Here is a 19,265-nt window from a genome sequence, read left to right on the forward strand (position 1 = left end):
ATAGCGAAATCCGGCAATTGTAATGCGGAGCCAACGCCGCCCGAAGCACCGGGCTAGTGGGAACTAACCGTCGAAAGACTCTCGTACGGACGGTGAAACGGGGTCGTACACGCTCGCGCCGTCCCGATCCGGAAACCGCGTCGTCCATTGCTCGACCGAATAGCCGGACGGGCCCTAGAGATACGAGGCGTCCCACCGCGTCGCCTTCCGCCGGTTGCCACAGACGTTACACTCGATGCGGCCCATCGTGTCCATCGTGTTGTCGATCGAGTCGCACGAGCCGCAGAGCCAGGCGTACAGTTCCTCCCGGTCGCCGTCCCGGTAGGCGCTGTAGAACGGCGACTGCGACCCCCGCGCCGCCTCGCCGTAGCTCACGTAGACCGTCTCGCCGTCGACCTCGAGTTCGTCGATCGCCCCCCAGCCCTCGTCCTCGAGGTCTCCTTCGACGTAGACGTTCTCGGTAAACGTCTCGTCGCCGATCTCGACCTCACGCTCGCCGGCGCGTTTGAAGCCGTGCTCCTGGTAGAACTCGTTCCCGCCCTCGTTGTCGGCGAGAACGAACGCTTCGACGCGATCGGCTCCCTCGTCGAGGAGCGTCTCGCGGGTCCGGACGAGCAGCCGGACGCCGGTCCCGCCGCCGCGGTGGTCGGGGTGGACGTGCAGCCAGAGGATCCGGCCGGTGCCGTACTGCTGGCCGACCAGATCGCTCTGGGAGAAGCCGGCGATTTCGCCGTCGCGTTCGACCACGAGGACGACCGCGTGATCGTCCTCGAGTTCGGCGGCGAAGCCGTCGCCGTACCACTGATCGATCGCGTCTTCGACGGTTTCCTCGCCGAGGAAGTCCGTGTAGGTGGAACTAAGCGACTGGTGAGCGATCGAGCGGATGGCGTCGATATCGGCGTCGGTCGCGTTACGAATCTCCATGCGGACCGTTACCACATCATCCTACAAAACGTATGCCCACGGGGAGAGATTTTCCCCGCGACTCCATCAGGAAATCCGGACTGTTACGGGTTCAATACCGTGTGAGTACAGGCCGGAGACTAACAAGACAAGATTCACATTGTTGCCACTCGAGACCGGTGTATGAGCGACGACGCCGCGCGGGACGAGGGAACGGACGAGCCACCCGATCAGCCCGCCGATTCCGACGGGATCGAGAACGACGCGTTCACCTACAACGGCGGTCGTATCGACCCCGGCGAGTCCGCGAACATCCGGTACGGCATCAGCGAGACCTACCTCGGCGACCCCGTCCGGATTCCGGTCACGATCGTCAACGGCGAACACCCCGGGCCGACTGTCTTTCTCTCCGCGGCGGCCCACGGCGACGAGCTCAACGGCATCGAGGTCGTCCGCGAGGTCGCCCACGACTGGAACCACGCCGAACTCCACGGCACGCTGGTCTGTCTCCCCGTGATGAACGTCCCCGGTTTTCTCGCCCAGGAGCGGTACCTGCCGATCTACGACCGGGACCTGAACCGGTCGTTCCCCGGCCGCGAGGGGTCGACCAGCGCCAGACGGATGGCCCACCAAATCTTTACGAACTTCATCGAACCCTGCGACATCGGGATCGACTTTCACACCTCCACGCGGGGCCGGACCAACATGCTCCACGTCCGAGCCAACATGGATAATTCCCAGGTCTCGCGACTCGCCAAGGCGTTCAGTTCGAACGTCATCATCGCGGGCGAGGGGCCGTCGGGAACGCTCCGGCGCGAGGCCACCGACGCCGGCGTCCCGACGATCACCGTCGAGATGGGGGAGGCCCACCGCTTCCAGCGGAGCCTGATCGACCGCGCGCTGACCGGTGTCGCGAGCGTTCTCGCCGAGTTCGGCCTCCATCAGGACTCGTCGGTCCACTGGCCCGGCTGGCGGACCGTCATCAACGACGACGACGAGAAGACCTGGATCCGCGCCGACGCCGGCGGCATCGTCGACATGAAACACGGCCGCGGCGAACTCGTCAGGGAAGGCGACGTGATCTGTACCATCACGAACCCGTTCAAGGAGGAGGAGGACATCGTCACCGTCGAAGCGCCCTTCACCGGCCTCGTCGTCGGCGTCCTCGAGAATCCGGTCGTCTACCCGGGGAACCCGCTGTGTCACTTAGTGGGGCTCTCGCCGGACACGCGGACCGCGCTCGAGCGCGAACACACGGCCGCACGGTCGCAGTCGGAACTCCGGTAGCGGCGGGGTAGCGAAGTCGCGGGCGCGGTCGCAGTTCCGACCGCGCGGAGGTCGCTCGGCAAGCCTCGGTCGAACAGGTTCGGGGAACGCGGGTGAAATTTGTCGCGTTTCGGACGTTCTCGAGCGTCGGAAACCGGCGAACGAGGAGATAAAAGTAAGTTCTATACCCCCACGGTCAAACCGTCCACATGAGCGCATGAGTCAGTCTTACAATCGCGGTCTCATCGAGGACTTCGGTCGGTGGAAGGAGTTCTCGGCCGGCATGTGGGCGTGGATCTTCCACAAGTTCACCGGGTGGATGCTGATCGGCTACCTGTTCACCCACATCGCCGTGCTGAGTACGGCGATCGGCGCAGCGAGCGGTGATGCATCGATGATCCAAGCTGAAACCGACGTCTACACGACGACGATTCAGGGCCTCGAGGAACTGTTCATCGTCCGCGTTCTCGAGGTCGGCCTGCTGGCGGTGGCCGTCTTCCACATCCTGAACGGCCTCCGGCTGTTGATGGTCGACCTCGGCATCGGACTCGAAGCACAGGATCGCAGCTTCTACGCGTCGCTGATCCTGACCGGCGCGATCACCGTCGCGAGCGTGCCGACCTTCCTTTCGGGGGTGGGCTTCTGATGGCGGAACGGTACTCCTCGTTCGCGCCCGGCGGGACTCGCTGGTTGCTCCAGCGGATCACGGCGGCGTTTCTGGTCGTCGTGCTCGCCTTTCACTTCTTCCAGCTGCACTTCGTCACCCACGCGGCGGAAGTGACCTTCATGGGCACGCAGGCCCGCATGCAGAACGTCGGCTACTTCCTGGCGATGGTGCTGTTCCTGATCACGGCCGCGTTCCACGGCGTCAACGGCGTCTACAACGCCCTGATCAATCAGGGACTCGAGGGCACCCGGAAGAAAGTAGTGCTCGCAGTCCTTGTCATCGCTGGCGGCGCACTGATCGTGCAGGGAGTCTACGTCGCAGTCGCTATGGCGGGGTGGATCTAACATGAGTACGCAACAACAGCAGCAAGAACCCGAGAGTCAGGAATCACCGCAAGACCCCGAGATGAAGGGGACCGAGTCGCCCCAGCAGGAGCGACTCCGAGAAAAGCAGGAGGGGATGGTCGACGACCACGCCGAGAAGGAAGCCGAAGCCGAAGGCGAGACCGTCCACATCAAGGTCTTCCGCTACGACCCGGAGGTCGCGGCGAAGCAGGAACCTCGCTTCGACGACTTCCACGTCCCCTTCGAGAAGGGGATGACCGTCCTCGACGCGGTCATGTACGCCCGCGACGAGTTCGACTCGTCGCTGACCTTCCGCCACTCCTGTCGGCAGGCCGTCTGTGGCTCCGACGCCTTCTTCGTCAACGGCAAGCAGCGACTCGGCTGCAAGACCCAGATCTCGGATCTGGAGCAGCCGGTTCGCATCGAGCCGCTGCCCCACCAGGAGGTCGTCAAGGACCTGGTCGTCGACATGGACCACTTCTACGACCAGATGCACGCGGTCGAGCCGTACTTCCAGGACGAGGACACCCCTGATCCGGCCGACCTTGAGGAGCAGCGCCAGAGCCCCGAGAACCGCGAGAAGATCAAGATGTCTTCGCGGTGTATCTGGTGTGGCGCCTGTATGTCCTCGTGTAACATCGCAGCCGGCGACAACAAGTACCTCGGCCCGGCGGCGATCAACAAGGCCTACAAGTTCGCGATGGACGACCGCGAGAGCGAGGCGATCAAGGAGCACCGACTCCGCATCCTCGAGCAGGAACACGGCGTCTGGCGGTGCCAGACCCAGTTCTCCTGTACCGAGGTGTGCCCGAAGGACATTCCGCTGACCGAGCACATTCAGGAGCTCAAGCGGGAAGCAGTCAAGAAGAACCTGAAGTTCTGGTAACCCTAACCTATGTACGAACACGACGTCATCGTGGTCGGCGCGGGCGGCGCCGGCCTCCGAGCCGCGATCGCAGCGAACGAGGCGGGAGCCGACACGGCAATCGTCTCGAAGCTCCACCCGGTCCGCAGCCACACCGGCGCGGCCGAAGGGGGCATCAACGCCGCACTCCAGGAGGGCGACGACTGGGAGCTCCACGCCTACGACACGATGAAGGGGTCGGACTACCTGGGCGACGCCCCGGCGGTCGAGACCCTCGCAAAGAACGCTCCCGAGGAGACGATGAACTTGGAGCACTGGGGGATGCCCTTCTCCCGCGAAGAGGACGGGCGCGTCTCCCAGCGGCCGTTCGGCGGCCTCTCCTACCCCCGTACCACCTACGCCGGCGCCGAAACCGGTCACCACCTGCTGCACACGATGTACGAGCAGGTCGTCAAGCGGGGCATCCAGGTCTACGACGAGTGGTACGTGATGAACCTCGTCACGACCGACGAGGACGACCCCACGGACCGCGAGTGTCACGGCGTCGTCGGCTACGACGTCCAGTCCGGCACGATTGAAGGGTTCAAGGCCAACAACGGCGTCGTCCTCGCGACCGGCGGCCCCGGCCAGGCCTTCGACCACACCACCAACGCCGTCTCCTGTACCGGCGACGGTCACGCGATGGCCTACCGAGCGGGCGCGCCCCTCGAGGACATGGAGTTCATCCAGTTCCACCCCACATCGCTGCCGTCGACCGGCGTCCTCATCAGCGAGGGCGTCCGCGGCGAGGGCGGTATCCTCTACAACAGCGAGGGCGAGCGGTTCATGTTCGAGTACGGCTACGCGAACAACTCCGGCGAACTCGCCTCCCGCGACGTCGTCGCCCGCGCCGAACTCACCGAGGTCGACGAGGGCCGCGGGATCGAGGACGAGTACGTCCATCTGGACATGCGCCACCTCGGCGAGGACCGCATCATGGACCGCCTCGAGAACATCCTGCACCTCGCGGAGGACTTCGAGGGCGTCGACGGCCTCGTCGAGCCGATGCCGGTCAAGCCCGGCCAGCACTACGCGATGGGCGGCATCGAGGTCGACGAGAACGGCCAGACCTGCGTCAGCGGCCTCTACGCCGCCGGCGAGTGCGCCTGCGTCTCCGTCCACGGCGGGAACCGCCTTGGCGGCAACGCCCTGCCCGAACTCATCGTCTTCGGCAAGCGCGCCGGACGCCACGCCGCCGGCGAGGATCTCGGCGCCCCCGAGATCCGCACCGGCTACGGCGACGACGTCGAGGACGACGACACCGAACTGCCGGTCCAGCCCGGCTCCGCCGGCCTCGATACGGCAAGCGGCGTCGCGGCCGACGGCGGCGTCGCCGCGGAGGCGGAGGGCATGCTCGAGCGCGCCGTCGAGCGCGAGCGCGAGCGCGTCGACCGCCTGATGGACCGCGACAGCGGCATTCAGCACTCCGAGATCCGCTCGAAGCTCCAGCAGGCGATGACCGACTACGTCAACGTCTTCCGGACCGAGGAAGGCGTCAAGAAGGCGCTGCGGATCATCCGCGAGTGCCGCGAGGAGTACCAGAACGTCTACGTCGACGACCCCTCGCGCACGTTCAACACCGACCTCCAGCAGACCTACGAGACGCGCAACCTGATCGACGTCGCCGAGACGATCGCGCTCGGCGCCCTGGTCCGCGACGAGTTCCGCGGCGCCCACTGGCGCAAGGAACACCAGGAACGCAAGGACGACGAGTGGCTCAAGCACACGCTGATCTCGTGGAACGAGGGCGACCCGGACATCTTCTACCGTCCGGTCATCCTCGAAGGCGAGAACAAGACCTACGAGCCAAAGGAACGCAGTTACTAACGCCGCACGGTCTCAACCCGGGACCGAAATCCGGTTTGCGGGTTCGACCGTCAACCGTTGACCGTCGATCGTGATTCGTGGATCGGCGGCCCGAACGCGACTGACTCTCCTCGATTCACATCGACCGCTCGCGTGCCGATCGCTCGAGACCGGTAGCCCTTTCGTCCCGTATCGACTCTCGTTCAGTAGATGAGCCTCGAGCGATTCATTCAGGTCAATCTGGTTCTCGCGCCGCTGTTGCTCGGCGTCGGCTACCTCTACTACGAGTCGCTCCCGGTTATCGTCCTCCCGATCGGGCTGAGCTACCTCTGTTTCGTCATCGTGCTCGGATTTGCGTGGGGGATGTCGCGACTCTCGATGGCGTTGGAGTCGTAACGCAATAGCGGCCGTGTGTCGGCCGCGTCAGCCGTTGCGCTCTCGCCGTCCAGTCAGATGCCCAGCGCCTCGAGGAGAACGGCGACGTCGACGTCGAAGTACTCGATGACCCTGTAGCCGAGGAAGATGCCGACGATCCCCATGATGCCGGGCAGTTCCGGCGGTGCAGGGATCGGAACGTTCAGAAAGCGAAACAGCGCGCCGGTGAACAGGCCGGCCAGAAGCGCGAGGACGGTAAGTTGCGTCGACATCGTCACCGACTGTCGTCGGCGTGCACAAAAGCGACCCGCTTGCCGGCTGTTTCGACCGGTGACTGTGGGACTGACTGTCGGGGAACGACGATCGGTAAACCCCTCGTATCGGCCATAATCGACCGGTAACGGACGAGAGAACCTCGTCCGTTGATTCTACACGACGGTACTGAATCGCATTTCGGTTGCTGAAGCCGGCTGAATTTCGACATCTGTTGTAACATAGGTTTATTATCGTCGAAACAGTGAAAATCGAGTATGAACCCGACAACGGCGCAGGGACTCGACGTGTCGATGCCGGAGGATCTCGCTTCGCCGCGTGCGAAGCTGGTCTATCTCTATCTCGAGGCGTTCGGCAGCGCAACGGCCGACGAGCTTCGATCGGCACTCGACGTCAACAAGAGCACCGTCCTCTCGATCACCGGCACCCTTCGCGAACGCGGCCACCTCGAGCGACGAAACGGTCGGTACGAACTGGTTTGAATCGCGGCTCGTGATACGTCGTCGATAGTCTCTCCTGCGTAGTCCCAACTGTTTCTCGGCCGGGAGCGGAGTCGCCGCAATCGCGGCGAATTCGCGACCCGGGGAAAGGCAGGCCGTCATCAGTCATTTGCCGCGAGCGAACGTAGTGAGCGAGCGGGCCGACGACTGACCGAGAAGCCGCGCCACGCGCGGCTGACGGGGAAGGAGGAGTGCTTTTAATCGAATTTTTGCCGAGGGCGCGGCGAAGCCGCGCCCGTGGTTCGAAAGGCGCTTCGCGCCTTTCGTCATCACGAGAGAGCTTCGCTCTCTCGAACGACAGCGCAAAACTTCGTTCTTAGAGCTCGATCCGCTCGACTAACTGGTCGGTCGTCTCGTTCGTGTTGACCGCCACGATCCGGATCTCGTCCTCGAGGCCGGAGTTGCGGAGCTTGGCCTTCAGCAGGTTGTCGACCTGATAGACGCCGGCGGCGTTGGTCATCGCGATTTCGACCATGACGGGGCGGCTGTCGCCCTCGGTCAGGGTAACGCGCTGGATCGCCTGACTCGAGAGGGTATTGATCCCGCGCCCGCCCTGCTCGTAGGGGATGCGCGAGCGGCCGCTTTCCATATCGAGGGCGTCGGCGACGCGGATGACGCCGGCCTCGGTCGTCAGCGGCGTCTCAGCCGTGTGGTGACAGAGAATGGCATGGAGCACCTCACCTTTCACGCGGACCGTCTCGGCGAGATCGTAGAAGTTCGGCAGGACTCGATCGAGGATGTCCGCCGCGAGCGGGATGGAGTAGTAGACGTGTTCGTCCCGGTGGACGACGTGGCCGACGTCGTGCAGCGTCGCCGCTAAGGCGATGATGACCGCTTCGTCTTCCTCCGCGAGTCCCTGCTGCTGGGCGTGGAACTCGACGCCGCCGGCCTTCAGGAGGTCGTAGAGACAGAGCGCCCGGTTGCGAACGATCTCGATGTGCTTCGCCCCGTGATCGTTGTACCGCATCCGATCGACCGCGTTGACGTTCTGCGCCTCGAGATAGGTCTGGATCTCCTCGTCGGTTTCGATGAACTCGAGGACCTCATTGAGCTTCTCGTCGGGGAAGTTGTGCGCGGCGTCGGGGGCGTAGACGCGACCGGACTCGTCGTCGACAGTCGAATCGCTCATACGCGAACGTCGACTCGAGTCCCAAAAAGCGCTGCGACGATACTGACTGGTCGGCTGCGAGTGACGTTAGGCTAGCTCTTCGACGGCCGCCTCGACTTCGTCGTAGTCGGGTTCGACGCCGGGGTCGTCGCTGACCCACGAGTAGGTGATCTCGCCGTCGCCGTCGACGACGAAGACCGAGCGCTTGGCGACGCCGTAGACGCCCAGATCGTCGAAGTCCATCTCGAGATCGTACTCGTCGATGATCTCCTTGTTCAGGTCGCTGATGAGACCGAACTCGAGGTCGTTCTGGTCGCGGAACTCGTTGAGCGTAAACGGCGTGTCGCGGCTGATGCCGTAGACCGTCGCGTCGAGTTCGTTGAAGTTCGCGAGTCGGTCCTGGAACGTACACATCTCGTCGGTGCAGACGCCGGTGAACGAACCGGGGAAGAAGGCGAGGACGATCGGTGCCTCGTCCTCGAGACGCTCCGAGAGCGTGAAGGACTCGATGTCGCCGTTTGCGAGCGGTGCGGTGAAGTCGGGTGCGGAATCTCCACTCGTTGCCATCAGTCACCCATTACGTGCAAGCAGGAAAGATAGTTTCGTTCGCGGAATGAACTGGTCGCGTTCCGATCAGTGGTGGGTCACTGGATCGCCGATCCGTACGGGTCCAAACGGGCGATCGAGCGCAGTCGCAGTTTTAGAAACGTACCAGCGTGGCCTGATACGCAGTTCAGTCTTCCGATCGTCTATTCGGCCGTATTCCGCCGATAGCAGGCGTTGGAGAGAAGATATCGAAACTACCGGCGGACCGCACCGAGAGACGAGGGACAGCCGAACTCGGACCGCCCTGGCCTGCAATCGCCGCCGTTACTCCCTTGTCCATCGTCGTACATCGTTTCTAGACGGATATTACGCTCGAGGGGCGTCTCGCTGGCTCTTGCTTAACTGAGTGGTCCAAAAAGGTTATAATTGCCAGCGGGTAAGCCACGCATAGAGATGGTAGCCGAAATTGCACCGCTGTTCATCCCCGGTGCACCCGGGGGTCCGGAACTACTGATCATCCTTTTCATCGCCATTCTGCTCTTCGGGGCGAACAAAATCCCGAAGCTCGCCCGATCCACCGGCGAGGCCATGGGCGAGTTCCAGAAGGGGCGTGAAAAGGTCGAAACGGAACTCGAGGAAATGCGCGAAACCGGCGACTTCGACGACCTCGACGAGGACGACGACGACTTCGTCGACACGGAGCCGGTCACCTCCGAGGAAAGCGAGACCCAGACCGAAACGGAAACCAACTAACGCGGTTTTTCCGGGGCGTGTGGCCTAGCGGAGAGGGCAGAAGGTTCCTAACCTTCTGATCGTGGGTTCGAATCCCGCCACGCCCGTGCAACGAGCCACGCAGTGGCGAGTGAACCGGCACGGCGGGATTCGAATAAGAGAACGGCGAGCGGCAGCGAGCCGTTCGCGTAGTTCGAATCCCGCCACGCCCAATCCCACCGCGCCCGATTCTGTCACCGAGTTTCCGAAGTGACATCCACCCCTCGAGTTCACGCTCTTGCTCCCAATTATCGACGACCCGACTCCCGAATCGATCGCCGATCGAAACGACCGTTTTGAGCGGCCGTGGGACCTACAGCCCGAGGTCTGCCGATACGGCCCGTTCGGATAGGTGGCACTATTTATACCGAAATAGTTCAGCAAGTTGAGTAGAACGAGGGATGTCTGGTGGCTATTTCCATCGGTTGAAAACTTGATACGTCGGAACAGCCGGTTTCCATCGACCGAACGCTCGATGCGGATCTCGTTATCAGAAGTGGTAATGAGAACATGAATTTTTTGAAGGGTGAGGGTTTGGATGGAGTCAATGGCTATTGACGAGGGTGACCGGTCGGACGCCGGGGATTTTGCTTCGGGCGAGGCGTCCGACTCCGCGTCGGCAGACGAGCGGGCCGCCGGTTCCGATTCGGACTCGGATCCGGCGTCCGGATCATCGGTCCGAGTCGGCGACTATACGTGGGAAGATTTCATGGTGGAGTACGGGTACGGTGACGACGTTTCGACGCTGTATCCGGACGATCCGGCTCCTGACGACGACCAACTTGGCCTCGAGACGGGCGAAGCGGACGCCTCGACGGTGCCAAGCGGCGACGACTGGGAGCAGGTCGCGTTCGATCCCGAATCCTATCTCGGCTACCATCCGGACGACTTGACGGACCGCGTGCTACCGATCGCGGGGGACAACGCGGACGCACTGTGGGACGAATTTCTCGAGTACGTCGATCCGGAGACCACGCCGGTCGTCAAGGACGTCTGGACCTGGGAACACTACAAGTGGGAGTACTACTACGAAGACGACGGCTCCAGACCGCGCGATAGCGACGGCGAGGTCGTCGAACACGACAAGGAAGAGGCACTCGGGTTCGATCCCGACACGCTCGAGGAGCGGCTCTCGGCGGGCGCGGATCGCGCCATGGAACTCGACGACGTCGTCGAGGAACGAACCGTCAACGTCCAGGAGGACTTCGACGAGGACGACTTTTTCTCGACTGCCGACGGCGCGACGACGCTGACCAACCGGTACGACCTCGAGAAGGCCGTGCCGATGGAGAAGAAGACCCACTTTCAGGAGGTCGAGCGCTACTGGGTGAACAAACCCTACGCCTGCGTCGTCATCTTCCACTCGGAGCAGGAAAACGAGAAGAAGTACTACCTGATCGAACCCTACCTGAACGAGATCGAGGACGAACTCCAGGCGTTCCTCTCGGGCAAACTCCGGACGGCGATCAAGTACTCCGACGACGGGATCAAGGAGAAGGCCGACGAGGACGGTCGCCGGATCGTCATCGAGGACGAGACCCGGCGCCTGCTGAAGCGGTACGACCTCTACGAGAAAACCGCCGGCAGCAAGACGGCCGGCCTCCTCGAGACGGTCCAGTCGCTGCTGAACGACGACGAGGAGGACGAGGACGACGGCCCGACCGAACTCGAAGGAATCGAGGTCCGACCCGAGCCCGCGATCCTCGAGGAGGATCCGGACACGCTAAACGAGTATCAGGTCGAGAAGCTCCTCTATTTGCTGCAGCGCAACTTCATCGGCTACGAGCGCATCGACGGGATCAAACACGACATCAACGTCGAGGACATCTCCGTCGACGGCTACAACTCGCCGGTGTTCGTCTACCACTCCGACTACGAGCAGATCATCACCAACGTCTACCACGGCGAGGAGGAACTCGACGACTTCGTCGTGAAACTCGCCCAGCGGTCCGGAAAGGGGATCAGTAAACGACTCCCGCAGGTCGACGCGACCCTCCCCGACGGCTCGCGTGCCCAACTGACGCTGGGCCAGGAGGTTTCGGACCACGGGACCAACTACACCATCCGCCAGTTCAAGGACGTCCCCTTTACCCCGATCGACCTCATCAACTGGAACACCTTCTCGCTCGACGAGATGGCGTTCCTCTGGCTCTGTATCGAGAACCACAAGAGCCTGATCTTCGCCGGCGGTACCGCATCCGGGAAGACGACCTCTCTGAACGCCGTCTCGCTGTTTATCCCCTCGAGCGCGAAGATCGTCTCCATCGAGGACACCCGCGAGGTCGAACTGCCACAGCGTAACTGGATCGCCAGCGTCACCCGGCCGTCGTTCTCCGACGACGAGCAAGGCGACGTCGACGAGTTCGACCTCCTCGAGGCAGCGCTCCGCCAGCGCCCTGACTACATCGTCATGGGTGAGATCCGCGGTGAAGAGGGGCGGACGCTGTTCCAGGTGATGTCGACGGGTCACACCACGTACACGACCTTCCACGCGGACTCCGTCGACGAGGTCCTCAAACGATTCACGACGGATCCGATCAACGTCTCGAAGACGATGTTCACCGCCCTGGACCTGGTGTCGATCCAGACGCAGACGCGGGTCCAGGGCCGAAAGGTCCGCCGGAACAAATCCCTCACGGAGATCAACCACTACGAGGCCGAAAACGACGAGATCAACGTTCAGGACGTCTACCAGTGGCAGGCCGAGACCGACGAGTACCTCAAGATGGGGGACTCGAACACCTTAGAGGAGATCCAGTTCGATCGCGGGTGGAGCCGCGAGAAACTCGAGGAGGAACTGTTCAAGCGGAAGGTAATCCTCGCCTATCTGATCAAGAACGAGCTGAACACGTACGCGGAAGTCGCGGCGACGGCTCAGGCGTTCATCAACGACCCCGACACGATCCTCACGCTCATCGCGAACGGCCAACTCGAGGACAGCCTCGACGATCTCCGCGAGATGGAGAGCGTCCTGATCGACGTCGACCAGGAGAAGGAGGAACTCGTCCCGCGACCCGAGGCGACGGGCGAGACGTACAACACCTCGGTCGACGTCCTCGAGCGCGCCGAGGAATCGCTGTTCGAGGACTACCGCGGGAAGGTCCCCAGCGGCCTCGCGAGCGCGCTCGGTGACCTCGACGAGGAGGAGCCGATCGACGTCGACGGGGACGACGAGTCGTTCGACGATTCGATCGACGACGCCGACGACGGCTGGGGCATCGACGAACAGTCGGCAGCGGCGACCGACGACGGATTCACCACCGGCGGCACCGACGACCAGCCAGCCTGGATCACGGACGATACGAACTTCGATATCGGGTTCGACGAGGGCTCGAGTCCGACGGCGGACGATGGCGCCAGTGCCCAATCGTGGACGGCCAGCGCCGATACCTCGTCGACCACCGAAAGCGCGGCCGAAGCCAGTGCCGACTCGACTGCCAGCACGGCGGGTTCGAGCGGCGGCGACCGCGAGATTGCGACGGGACAGTTCGACATGTCGCCGGTCGAGACGCAATCAGTCGGCGGCGGCGATGGTGGTGGGCAATCGGCTTCGAGTACCGGCCACGCAGCAGGTACAGCCTCGGATTCCGAGGACGATCCGATCGTGTTCTCGGCGGACGACGCGCCCGAAGACGGTGGATTCGGCGGCCTATTCGATAACATGGATGAGACGCTGAACGAAATGGACGAAGTCGACGAGGCCCGCTCTTCGTCAACCCCGGCCGGTGCCGGCGGAGCAGCCGACGAGCCGGTCTTTACGGAGGGCGACTCGACGTCGATCTTCGATCCCGAAGCGGACGCCGGCCCGTCGTTCGGCGATTTCACCGACGAACTCGAGGACGCGCGGCCGTCGGGGGCCGAGTCGAAATCCGGGGCCGCGTCCGAGTCCGATTCTGGTACGGCGTCAACCGCGGCGACGACCGAATCGGCTTCAGTTGATCCGGAACCGGAGTCGAAGCCGGAACCCGAGTCAACGTCTGACTCAGAGCCGGAATCAGAACCCGAACCGCCGACGATCGACATCGACGAGCCGTCAGCGAGCGCCGACACCGATGCTTCCGACTCGGAACCGGGAGGCGGTGACGACGCCGCTGAAACAGAGACGGTGGCCTTCGAGGAGGATGCTATCGCTGCCGACGATTCCGACGCCGGTGGCGATGATGAAGACGACGTCAATGACGGTGAGGGCGTCGGTGACGATGAGGCCGCTGAACCCGCACCGCCGATCGAAACGGACGCGGAGCCGCCGACGATCGACGTCGATCGTTCCGCGGACCAGCGCGACGGTGACGGTACCGCAGCGGACAAGGCGGACGCCGAGACTGTGTCAGAGGAGCCGGATGCCGAGACTGTGCCAGAGGAGCCGGATGCCGAGACTGTGCCAGAGGAGCCGGATGCCGAGACTGTGCCAGAGGAGACGGCAGCCAGTACGAATTCGAAGTCCTCCACGCCCACTGAGCCACAATCCGAGTCGACGAACGACGACGACGGCACCGACAGTCGAGACGACGGCGAATCGATCTTCGGCCCTGAATCCGACCCGATTTTCAGCGATGACGAGGCACCTGCTGCACCCGACGAGACGGATGCCGCCGACGAGCCCGAATCGCTGTTCGGCGACGCCGCCGAAACCGCCGACGATTCCGGCGATGAATCCGACTCGATCTTCGATGGGACGGGCACCGAGAGCGACGACGAGGAAACCGACACATGAGCCTCCAAACTGACGATCGTGACACCGGAGGTGGCGTCGCGGGTGGTTCGAGTTCCGACGCGCTCGGGAACGCCTTCTACCCGCTGTACCGCCTGCTGTTCGACGAGGACAGCGAGTTCGTCGCCGACGTCGAGACCAAACTTGCACAATCCCGGATGACGGATCCGGTCGAGCTCTACCTCGCTCGAGCGCTCGGGATCGGCCTCATCACCGGGCTGGCGTTGTGGCTGATCGGGCTCACGATCGGCTACGGGCTCTTCGCGACGGGGCTGATCACGGTCAACGAACTCCTCGGCATTCCGCTGCAGAATCAGACGCTTATCCAGATCATCGAGCAGCTCAAGGTCCCGGCGCTGGTCTTCGGGACCGGGCTCGTGTTCGGCACGATCGGGTTCGCCCTCGGCTTCGGCTCGCTGACCGCGATCCCCTACTCGCGCGCCTCCGCTCGCAAGCGCGAGATCAACATGCTGCTGACCGACTCCGTCTCCTTTATGTACGCGCTGTCGGTCGGCGGCCTCAACCAGCTCGAGATCATCGAGGCGATGGCCCAGGCCGACGACACCTACGGCGAGGTCGCCAAGGAGTTCCAGAGCATCGTCAAGGAGACCGAATACTTCGACGTCGACTACCGGACGGCGATCCGCAAGCAGGCCTTGGAGACCCCGAGTGACGAACTCTCGCAGTTCCTGACCGACATGCTCTCGATCGTCAACAGCGGCGGTGACATGGAGAACTTCCTCGAGGACAAGAAGGAAAAGCACATGCGAACCGCCAAACAGGAGCAGGAACTGACCCTCGAAACCCTCGAGCTGTTCGGCGAGATGTACATGACGCTGTCGCTGTTCCCGCTCTTGCTCATCATCATCATGGTCGTCATGCAGATGATTCCGCAGGCGGAGGTGACGGACAACATGCTCTACATGACCGTCTACGGATTGATTCCGCTGACCGGCGTTGGCTTCCTCGTGCTGGTTTCGACGGTCAAACACGACGAACCCGGCGACGGCTTCCTCTCGATGACCGACGACAACGGCCGCATCCAGCGAGCCCAGCAGCAGGGGCTGCTCAACCTCGGGCTCGTCGAGGCCTTCACCGGCGAGCACAGCGTCTTCGATCGCATCAAGAACCGCGAAGGAACCCACGAGACGGTCAAGGTACTCAAGCGACCGCACATCTTCTTCCGGGACAACCCGCTGTACACGCTGGCATTGACCGTGCCCGCGTCGCTCGTCGTGATCACGTCGGCGATGGTAACCGGTGCGGCGCCGACGTCGTGGAGCGCCCTGCTCGAGAACCCGATCTGGGGAACGTTCGTCTACGTCTACGTGCCGCTGTACTGTATGGCGATTCCGCTCTCGATCTTCCGCGAGTGGAACGTCAGGCACCGAAACACCGTCGTCAACCAGCTCTCGGAGGACCTGCGCAAGCTCGCCAGTGCGAACGACACCGGGCTAACGCTGCTCGAGTCGCTCAAATCCGTATCGGACACTACGAGCGGCAAGCTAGCCCGCGAGTTCGAGATGATGCACACGAAGGTCAACTACGGGATGAGCCTGAAGGAGGCGCTCATCGAGTTTAACAACAAGTACCACATCCCCCGGCTCGCACGGACGACGCGACTGATCACCGAAGCACAGGAGGCGTCGAACCAGATCACCGACGTCCTTCGCACCGCTGCCCGCGCGAGCGAGAATCACGACGATATCGAACGCGACCGCAAGTCCCGGACGCGGATGCAGGTCGTGATCATCGTTATGACGTTCATGACCGTTCTCGCCGTGATCGCTATCCTCAAGACCCAGTTCATCGATACGATGGCCGGACTCAACCCGGGTAGTAGCGGCGGTGGCTCCGGCGGCGGAGCAGGTGGTGACCTCGCACAGGCGGACCTCAGCAGTAACGTGGACGTGGATATGCTGTCGGTGTTGTTCTTCCACGCGGTGACGATGCAGGCGATCATCTCGGGATTCATCTGTGGCTACATCCGTGACGCGGACATTCTGAGCGGACTCAAGTACGCGGTTATACTGGCGACGATCGCACTCGTCGGCTGGATGCTGGTGGCCTAATATGACGGCGAGATCACGACCACGACCTCGAGACGGACGATCCAAACGGACGCGGCGCAAGCGACCGCGGACGGTTTCGATCTCGCTGGCGGATCGCGGCCAGACGACGCAGGACTTCGCTATCGGTATCGGCGTCTTCATTCTGGCGGTCGCGTTCGTCTTCTCGTTCCTGCCGTCGATCGTGACGCCCTACGATTCGTCCGTCGGCGGTGCGGAAACGGCGCAGGCGGATCGGATCGCGGATCGGGTCGTGCAGAACCTCTCGACTGGCGAGTCGCCGAACGAGATCGACGAGACTCCGATCGTTACCGGTGCGTGGAACGAGAGCCAGCTAGCTACCCGAACCGGACTTAGAACGACGACGACCGGCGGCGGCGATACCGTGCTTATCGACAAGGCGAACGTGACGATACAGCACCTCAACGGAAGTACCGTCGAACACACGACTGTCGACGGCGTCGGTCCGGCCTATGAGGACCAGCCGGCTGCCAGCTCGGCCCGTATCGTCGCACTCAAAGACGACTCCGACGATTTCGACGAACCGGCGTATCGGCTCCTCGTGAGGGTGTGGTGATCGCATGAACGACGGACCTACCGCCCACAATCGCGACAGCTACACTCGAGACCGCGCGCAAGCGTACACCCTCGAGGGATTCATCGGGGCGATGATCGTCCTGATGGCGGTGCTGTTCGCGCTCCAGTCGGCGGTGATCACGCCGACGACCGGCGGACTGGCCGATCGGACCGTCCAGGAACAACTCCAACAGGAGACCCAGGACGCGCTGGTCGTCGCCGCGGCGAACGAAACCCGGAATCTGTCCTACACGCTCAGGTACTGGGAGAAAGACGGCGATGAAATCGTCTTCAACGGGACCGACCAGCCCGGGCCGAACGGCCAGCGGGTGTACAGCGAGGAGCAGTTCGGGAACTTCACGCTCGGCCAGCTCTTCGACGACCGGTTGACCGAAACCGGCCGAAGCTACAACGTCGAACTCCACTACGAGAACGGTTCCGGTGGCGAACTCGAGACGACACACCTCGTCTATCAGGGGAGTCCGCCGTCGAACGCACAGACGGCGAGCTACATCGTGACGCTGTACGACGATCAGCCGGTGACCGGCACGGACGAGTATGCGAATCTCAGCGACGCTGAGAACGAGTCGAACACCACGCCGCCGATTCCGGAACACCACAACGCTGGGTCCAGTGCACTCTACAACGTCGTCGAGGTGCGGGTGATCGTATGGTAACTGCGACTGGCGATCGATCCCGCGGACAGATCATCCTCATCGGTGCGATCGCGCTCGCGTTCATCATCCTCGGGATCGTCGTCGTGTTCAACGGCGTCCTGTACACCGAGACGATCTCGTCCGGAACGGCGAGCCAGGGCGGGAGTTCGGCAGCCGTTACCGATGCCGAACTCGAGCAGAGTATCGGCTGTATCCTCACGAGATACAATCAAACCGAAACCGATCAAGCCGAAACGGAGATCGAGGAGTTCGGGAGGATCTATCGAAACGTAAGCGCACAGTCGGAGACCACGCTGATCAACGTTAGTGACGTCGATGTGAGAGGAACCGGCAGCAGCGATATCAACGCAACCGTGAACGTCACGTACGACACACACGATCTGCAGTATAACCAGCAGCGAGAAATCGAACCCGACGAGGAGTGTCCCTGAGAACGATGATTGAGCAGCGTCCGTCCGACGAACGAAATCGGGAGCAGGACCGACACCGGGACCGAGGCGTCTCCATCGCGATCACGCACGTCCTGACGATCGGCATCACGACGATTCTGATCGCAATGTTGTTGATGAGCGGTAGCAGCCTCCTCGAGTCGGAGACGGACCGGTCGGTCGAAACGTCGCTCGAGACGGTCGGCGAGCGCCTCGCCGACGAAATCGCGAACGTGGATCGGATCGCGAGTCGGAACGGAACCGAAACCGTGAACCTCACCGTGGATCACCCGCGAACGGTCTCGAATAGCGGCTACACCGTCGAGTTGCTGAACGACGCGAGTGAGGCGCCGCTGATCGAGGACGGCCCGTGTCTGCGGCTGACCGCACGGAGTACCGACGTTGTCGTGTACGTGCCGGTCGCCGTCGATGCTGACCTCGACGGTTCGGCGACCGGTGGGACGATCGAGATCAGTGCCGACGGTAACGGGACGATCACCATCGAAGAGGTGAGCGGATGAGCAACCGACCCGACGGCGACGTTCGTTCGTCGCTTTCACTGCAGCGAGACGAGCGGGCGGTTTCCGAACTGATCGCGTTCATCCTCGTGTTCGGAATCATCCTCAGCTCGGTCGCTATCCTCTCGGTGACTGGATTTCAGGCGATGGAAGACTATCAGGAGGTCGAGCAGGAGCGAAACGCCGACCGGGCGATGACCGCCCTCGCCGAGAACTTTAACGACGTCCTGCGATCCGACGGCGTCGAGCAGCGGTACGGCGAACTCTCGTTGCGCGGCGGAACGATCACGGTCGACGAGGGAGTCGCGCTCAACGTCTCGGTCGATGGCGAGTTCGTCGGCGACAAATCGGAGTTCGACCTCGACCACGTCAGCGACGGCGATTCACTCCCGCTCGGCGCGTTTACGTACGAGTCCGACGACGCGGCGGTCAAGTACGAAGGCGGCGGCGTCGTTCGCTCGGAAGAAGCCGGCAGTGTTGCGCTCAAGGATCCCCAAATTCGGTACAGCGAGAACGCAGGTGACTCCGTTGCGATCGTTTCGCTTGTCGTCCTCGAGGAAAACGGCCGGTCGATACAGAGCCAAGGCGGCCGAGGAGTGACCATCTCGGTCGAGAATCGGACGAGTGCAGTCTACCGATCTGCGGACGTGAACATCTCGGCTGAGAGTGGCGACTCTCACGGGGTGTGGAAGGACGACATTCTCGCGGACTGGCAGAACGAACACGAAGATGTCGACCGCGTGCTCGTGACGGTCGTCGAAGCAAAGATCGAATACTGACGGCGACTCGGGTGGCTCCTCGAGCCGAACGTTTCCTCGAGTAC

Annotated in this window: 19 protein-coding genes and 1 tRNA gene; 16 read left to right on the forward strand and 4 right to left on the reverse strand. The window is 62.8% G+C overall.

The genetic code is table 11. The features are described 5' to 3' along the window. Positions 1 to 174: 174 nt before the first annotated feature. Positions 175 to 924, reverse strand: coding sequence for a GNAT family N-acetyltransferase (locus tag ATJ93_RS04070; RefSeq protein ID WP_120243331.1), 750 nt, complete (start codon positions 922 to 924; stop codon positions 175 to 177). 162 nt (positions 925 to 1,086) lie between these two features. Here ATJ93_RS04070 and ATJ93_RS04075 point away from each other — a divergent pair, with 162 nt between their 5' ends. From ATJ93_RS04075 to ATJ93_RS04100, 6 genes are all read left to right on the forward strand, one after another. Continuing rightward, the gene (locus tag ATJ93_RS04075) at positions 1,087 to 2,190 is read left to right on the forward strand and encodes a succinylglutamate desuccinylase/aspartoacylase family protein (protein WP_120243332.1); all 1,104 of its coding nucleotides are present in this window, start codon (positions 1,087 to 1,089) and stop codon (positions 2,188 to 2,190) included. Positions 2,191 to 2,386: 196 nt separating this feature from the next. After that, positions 2,387 to 2,815, forward strand: coding sequence for a succinate dehydrogenase, cytochrome b556 subunit (gene sdhC, locus ATJ93_RS04080; protein ID WP_120243333.1), 429 nt, complete (start codon positions 2,387 to 2,389; stop codon positions 2,813 to 2,815). After that, the gene (locus tag ATJ93_RS04085) at positions 2,815 to 3,180 is read left to right on the forward strand and encodes a succinate dehydrogenase (protein ID WP_120243334.1); all 366 of its coding nucleotides are present in this window, start codon (positions 2,815 to 2,817) and stop codon (positions 3,178 to 3,180) included. The genes sdhC and ATJ93_RS04085 overlap by 1 nt, the downstream gene beginning before the upstream one ends. A gap of 1 nt (position 3,181) precedes the next feature. Further along, the gene (locus ATJ93_RS04090) at positions 3,182 to 4,066 is read left to right on the forward strand and encodes a succinate dehydrogenase/fumarate reductase iron-sulfur subunit (RefSeq protein ID WP_120243335.1); all 885 of its coding nucleotides are present in this window, start codon (positions 3,182 to 3,184) and stop codon (positions 4,064 to 4,066) included. A 9-nt stretch (positions 4,067 to 4,075) separates the two neighbouring features. Then, entirely contained in the window at positions 4,076 to 5,911 is a 1,836-nt protein-coding gene (locus tag ATJ93_RS04095) for an FAD-binding protein (RefSeq protein ID WP_120243336.1), read from the forward strand. Positions 5,912 to 6,100: 189 nt separating this feature from the next. Beyond that, complete coding sequence (locus tag ATJ93_RS04100; RefSeq protein ID WP_120243337.1) at positions 6,101 to 6,286, forward strand: hypothetical protein; 186 nt, start codon at positions 6,101 to 6,103, stop codon at positions 6,284 to 6,286. 53 nt (positions 6,287 to 6,339) lie between these two features. Here ATJ93_RS04100 and ATJ93_RS04105 read toward each other — a convergent pair whose 3' ends face one another. Further along, positions 6,340 to 6,537 carry a XapX domain-containing protein gene (locus ATJ93_RS04105; protein ID WP_013880080.1) on the reverse strand — a complete coding sequence of 66 codons (198 nt, stop codon included), beginning with the start codon at positions 6,535 to 6,537 and terminating at the stop codon, positions 6,340 to 6,342. Positions 6,538 to 6,795: 258 nt separating this feature from the next. Here ATJ93_RS04105 and ATJ93_RS04110 point away from each other — a divergent pair, with 258 nt between their 5' ends. Beyond that, positions 6,796 to 7,020, forward strand: a complete 225-nt coding sequence (locus ATJ93_RS04110) for a helix-turn-helix domain-containing protein (RefSeq protein ID WP_013880079.1) — start codon at positions 6,796 to 6,798, stop codon at positions 7,018 to 7,020. Between the two features lie 334 nt (positions 7,021 to 7,354). Here the strand turns inward: ATJ93_RS04110 and ATJ93_RS04115 are convergent, their stop codons facing one another. Beyond that, a complete protein-coding gene (locus tag ATJ93_RS04115; RefSeq protein ID WP_120243338.1) occupies positions 7,355 to 8,167 on the reverse strand; it encodes an HD domain-containing protein in 813 nt (270 codons plus the stop codon). Positions 8,168 to 8,233: 66 nt separating this feature from the next. Next, on the reverse strand, positions 8,234 to 8,713 hold the full coding sequence (locus ATJ93_RS04120; protein ID WP_120243339.1) for a redoxin domain-containing protein: 480 nt from the start codon (positions 8,711 to 8,713) through the stop codon (positions 8,234 to 8,236). 432 nt (positions 8,714 to 9,145) lie between these two features. On the opposite strand from ATJ93_RS04120, the gene tatA reads away from it, so the two are divergent. The 9 genes from tatA (at position 9,146) to ATJ93_RS04165 (ending at position 19,221) form a co-directional block, all read left to right on the forward strand. Continuing rightward, positions 9,146 to 9,445, forward strand: coding sequence for a twin-arginine translocase TatA/TatE family subunit (tatA, locus tag ATJ93_RS04125; protein WP_120243340.1), 300 nt, complete (start codon positions 9,146 to 9,148; stop codon positions 9,443 to 9,445). A 13-nt stretch (positions 9,446 to 9,458) separates the two neighbouring features. Next, positions 9,459 to 9,531: transfer RNA gene (locus tag ATJ93_RS04130), tRNA-Arg, on the forward strand. Between the two features lie 479 nt (positions 9,532 to 10,010). Further along, positions 10,011 to 14,177, forward strand: a complete 4,167-nt coding sequence (locus tag ATJ93_RS04135) for an ATPase, T2SS/T4P/T4SS family (RefSeq protein WP_120243341.1) — start codon at positions 10,011 to 10,013, stop codon at positions 14,175 to 14,177. Then, complete coding sequence (locus ATJ93_RS04140) at positions 14,174 to 16,246, forward strand: type II secretion system F family protein (protein ID WP_120243342.1); 2,073 nt, start codon at positions 14,174 to 14,176, stop codon at positions 16,244 to 16,246. The genes ATJ93_RS04135 and ATJ93_RS04140 overlap by 4 nt, the downstream gene beginning before the upstream one ends. 1 nt (position 16,247) lies before the next feature. Continuing rightward, a complete protein-coding gene (locus tag ATJ93_RS04145; RefSeq protein ID WP_211334023.1) occupies positions 16,248 to 16,820 on the forward strand; it encodes a DUF7287 family protein in 573 nt (190 codons plus the stop codon). A gap of 4 nt (positions 16,821 to 16,824) precedes the next feature. Next, positions 16,825 to 17,496 (forward strand): DUF7288 family protein, encoded by a 672-nt coding sequence (locus tag ATJ93_RS04150; RefSeq protein WP_120243343.1) that lies wholly within the window; start codon positions 16,825 to 16,827, stop codon positions 17,494 to 17,496. Further along, complete coding sequence (locus ATJ93_RS04155; RefSeq protein ID WP_120243344.1) at positions 17,490 to 17,927, forward strand: hypothetical protein; 438 nt, start codon at positions 17,490 to 17,492, stop codon at positions 17,925 to 17,927. The genes ATJ93_RS04150 and ATJ93_RS04155 overlap by 7 nt, the downstream gene beginning before the upstream one ends. A gap of 5 nt (positions 17,928 to 17,932) precedes the next feature. Beyond that, positions 17,933 to 18,445, forward strand: coding sequence for a DUF7266 family protein (locus ATJ93_RS04160; protein WP_120243345.1), 513 nt, complete (start codon positions 17,933 to 17,935; stop codon positions 18,443 to 18,445). Further along, the gene (locus tag ATJ93_RS04165; RefSeq protein ID WP_120243346.1) at positions 18,442 to 19,221 is read left to right on the forward strand and encodes a DUF7289 family protein; all 780 of its coding nucleotides are present in this window, start codon (positions 18,442 to 18,444) and stop codon (positions 19,219 to 19,221) included. Before ATJ93_RS04160 ends, ATJ93_RS04165 begins: the two co-directional genes overlap by 4 nt. Positions 19,222 to 19,265: the final 44 nt, after the last annotated feature.

It is taken from the genome of Halopiger aswanensis (genome assembly GCF_003610195.1).
GTDB classification, from domain to species: Archaea; Halobacteriota; Halobacteria; order Halobacteriales; family Natrialbaceae; genus Halopiger; species Halopiger aswanensis.

What these genes read in the sequence shown, in the direction of transcription:
- ATJ93_RS04075 (WP_120243332.1), top strand. Translation starts at nt 1,087, where the DNA reads ATGAGCGACGACGCCGCGCGGGACGAGGGAACGGACGAGCCACCCGAT.
- tatA (WP_120243340.1), top strand. Translation starts at nt 9,146, where the DNA reads ATGGTAGCCGAAATTGCACCGCTGTTCATCCCCGGTGCACCCGGGGGT.
- sdhC (WP_120243333.1), top strand. Translation starts at nt 2,387, where the DNA reads ATGAGTCAGTCTTACAATCGCGGTCTCATCGAGGACTTCGGTCGGTGG.
- ATJ93_RS04090 (WP_120243335.1), top strand. Translation starts at nt 3,182, where the DNA reads ATGAGTACGCAACAACAGCAGCAAGAACCCGAGAGTCAGGAATCACCG.
- ATJ93_RS04115 (WP_120243338.1), bottom strand. Translation starts at nt 8,167, where the DNA reads ATGAGCGATTCGACTGTCGACGACGAGTCCGGTCGCGTCTACGCCCCC.
- ATJ93_RS04085 (WP_120243334.1), top strand. Translation starts at nt 2,815, where the DNA reads ATGGCGGAACGGTACTCCTCGTTCGCGCCCGGCGGGACTCGCTGGTTG.
- ATJ93_RS04140 (WP_120243342.1), top strand. Translation starts at nt 14,174, where the DNA reads ATGAGCCTCCAAACTGACGATCGTGACACCGGAGGTGGCGTCGCGGGT.
- ATJ93_RS04150 (WP_120243343.1), top strand. Translation starts at nt 16,825, where the DNA reads ATGAACGACGGACCTACCGCCCACAATCGCGACAGCTACACTCGAGAC.
- ATJ93_RS04095 (WP_120243336.1), top strand. Translation starts at nt 4,076, where the DNA reads ATGTACGAACACGACGTCATCGTGGTCGGCGCGGGCGGCGCCGGCCTC.
- ATJ93_RS04070 (WP_120243331.1), bottom strand. Translation starts at nt 924, where the DNA reads ATGGAGATTCGTAACGCGACCGACGCCGATATCGACGCCATCCGCTCG.
- ATJ93_RS04110 (WP_013880079.1), top strand. Translation starts at nt 6,796, where the DNA reads ATGAACCCGACAACGGCGCAGGGACTCGACGTGTCGATGCCGGAGGAT.
- ATJ93_RS04135 (WP_120243341.1), top strand. Translation starts at nt 10,011, where the DNA reads ATGGCTATTGACGAGGGTGACCGGTCGGACGCCGGGGATTTTGCTTCG.
- ATJ93_RS04145 (WP_211334023.1), top strand. Translation starts at nt 16,248, where the DNA reads ATGACGGCGAGATCACGACCACGACCTCGAGACGGACGATCCAAACGG.
- ATJ93_RS04155 (WP_120243344.1), top strand. Translation starts at nt 17,490, where the DNA reads ATGGTAACTGCGACTGGCGATCGATCCCGCGGACAGATCATCCTCATC.
- ATJ93_RS04165 (WP_120243346.1), top strand. Translation starts at nt 18,442, where the DNA reads ATGAGCAACCGACCCGACGGCGACGTTCGTTCGTCGCTTTCACTGCAG.
- ATJ93_RS04120 (WP_120243339.1), bottom strand. Translation starts at nt 8,713, where the DNA reads ATGGCAACGAGTGGAGATTCCGCACCCGACTTCACCGCACCGCTCGCA.
- ATJ93_RS04160 (WP_120243345.1), top strand. Translation starts at nt 17,933, where the DNA reads ATGATTGAGCAGCGTCCGTCCGACGAACGAAATCGGGAGCAGGACCGA.
- ATJ93_RS04105 (WP_013880080.1), bottom strand. Translation starts at nt 6,537, where the DNA reads ATGTCGACGCAACTTACCGTCCTCGCGCTTCTGGCCGGCCTGTTCACC.
- ATJ93_RS04100 (WP_120243337.1), top strand. Translation starts at nt 6,101, where the DNA reads ATGAGCCTCGAGCGATTCATTCAGGTCAATCTGGTTCTCGCGCCGCTG.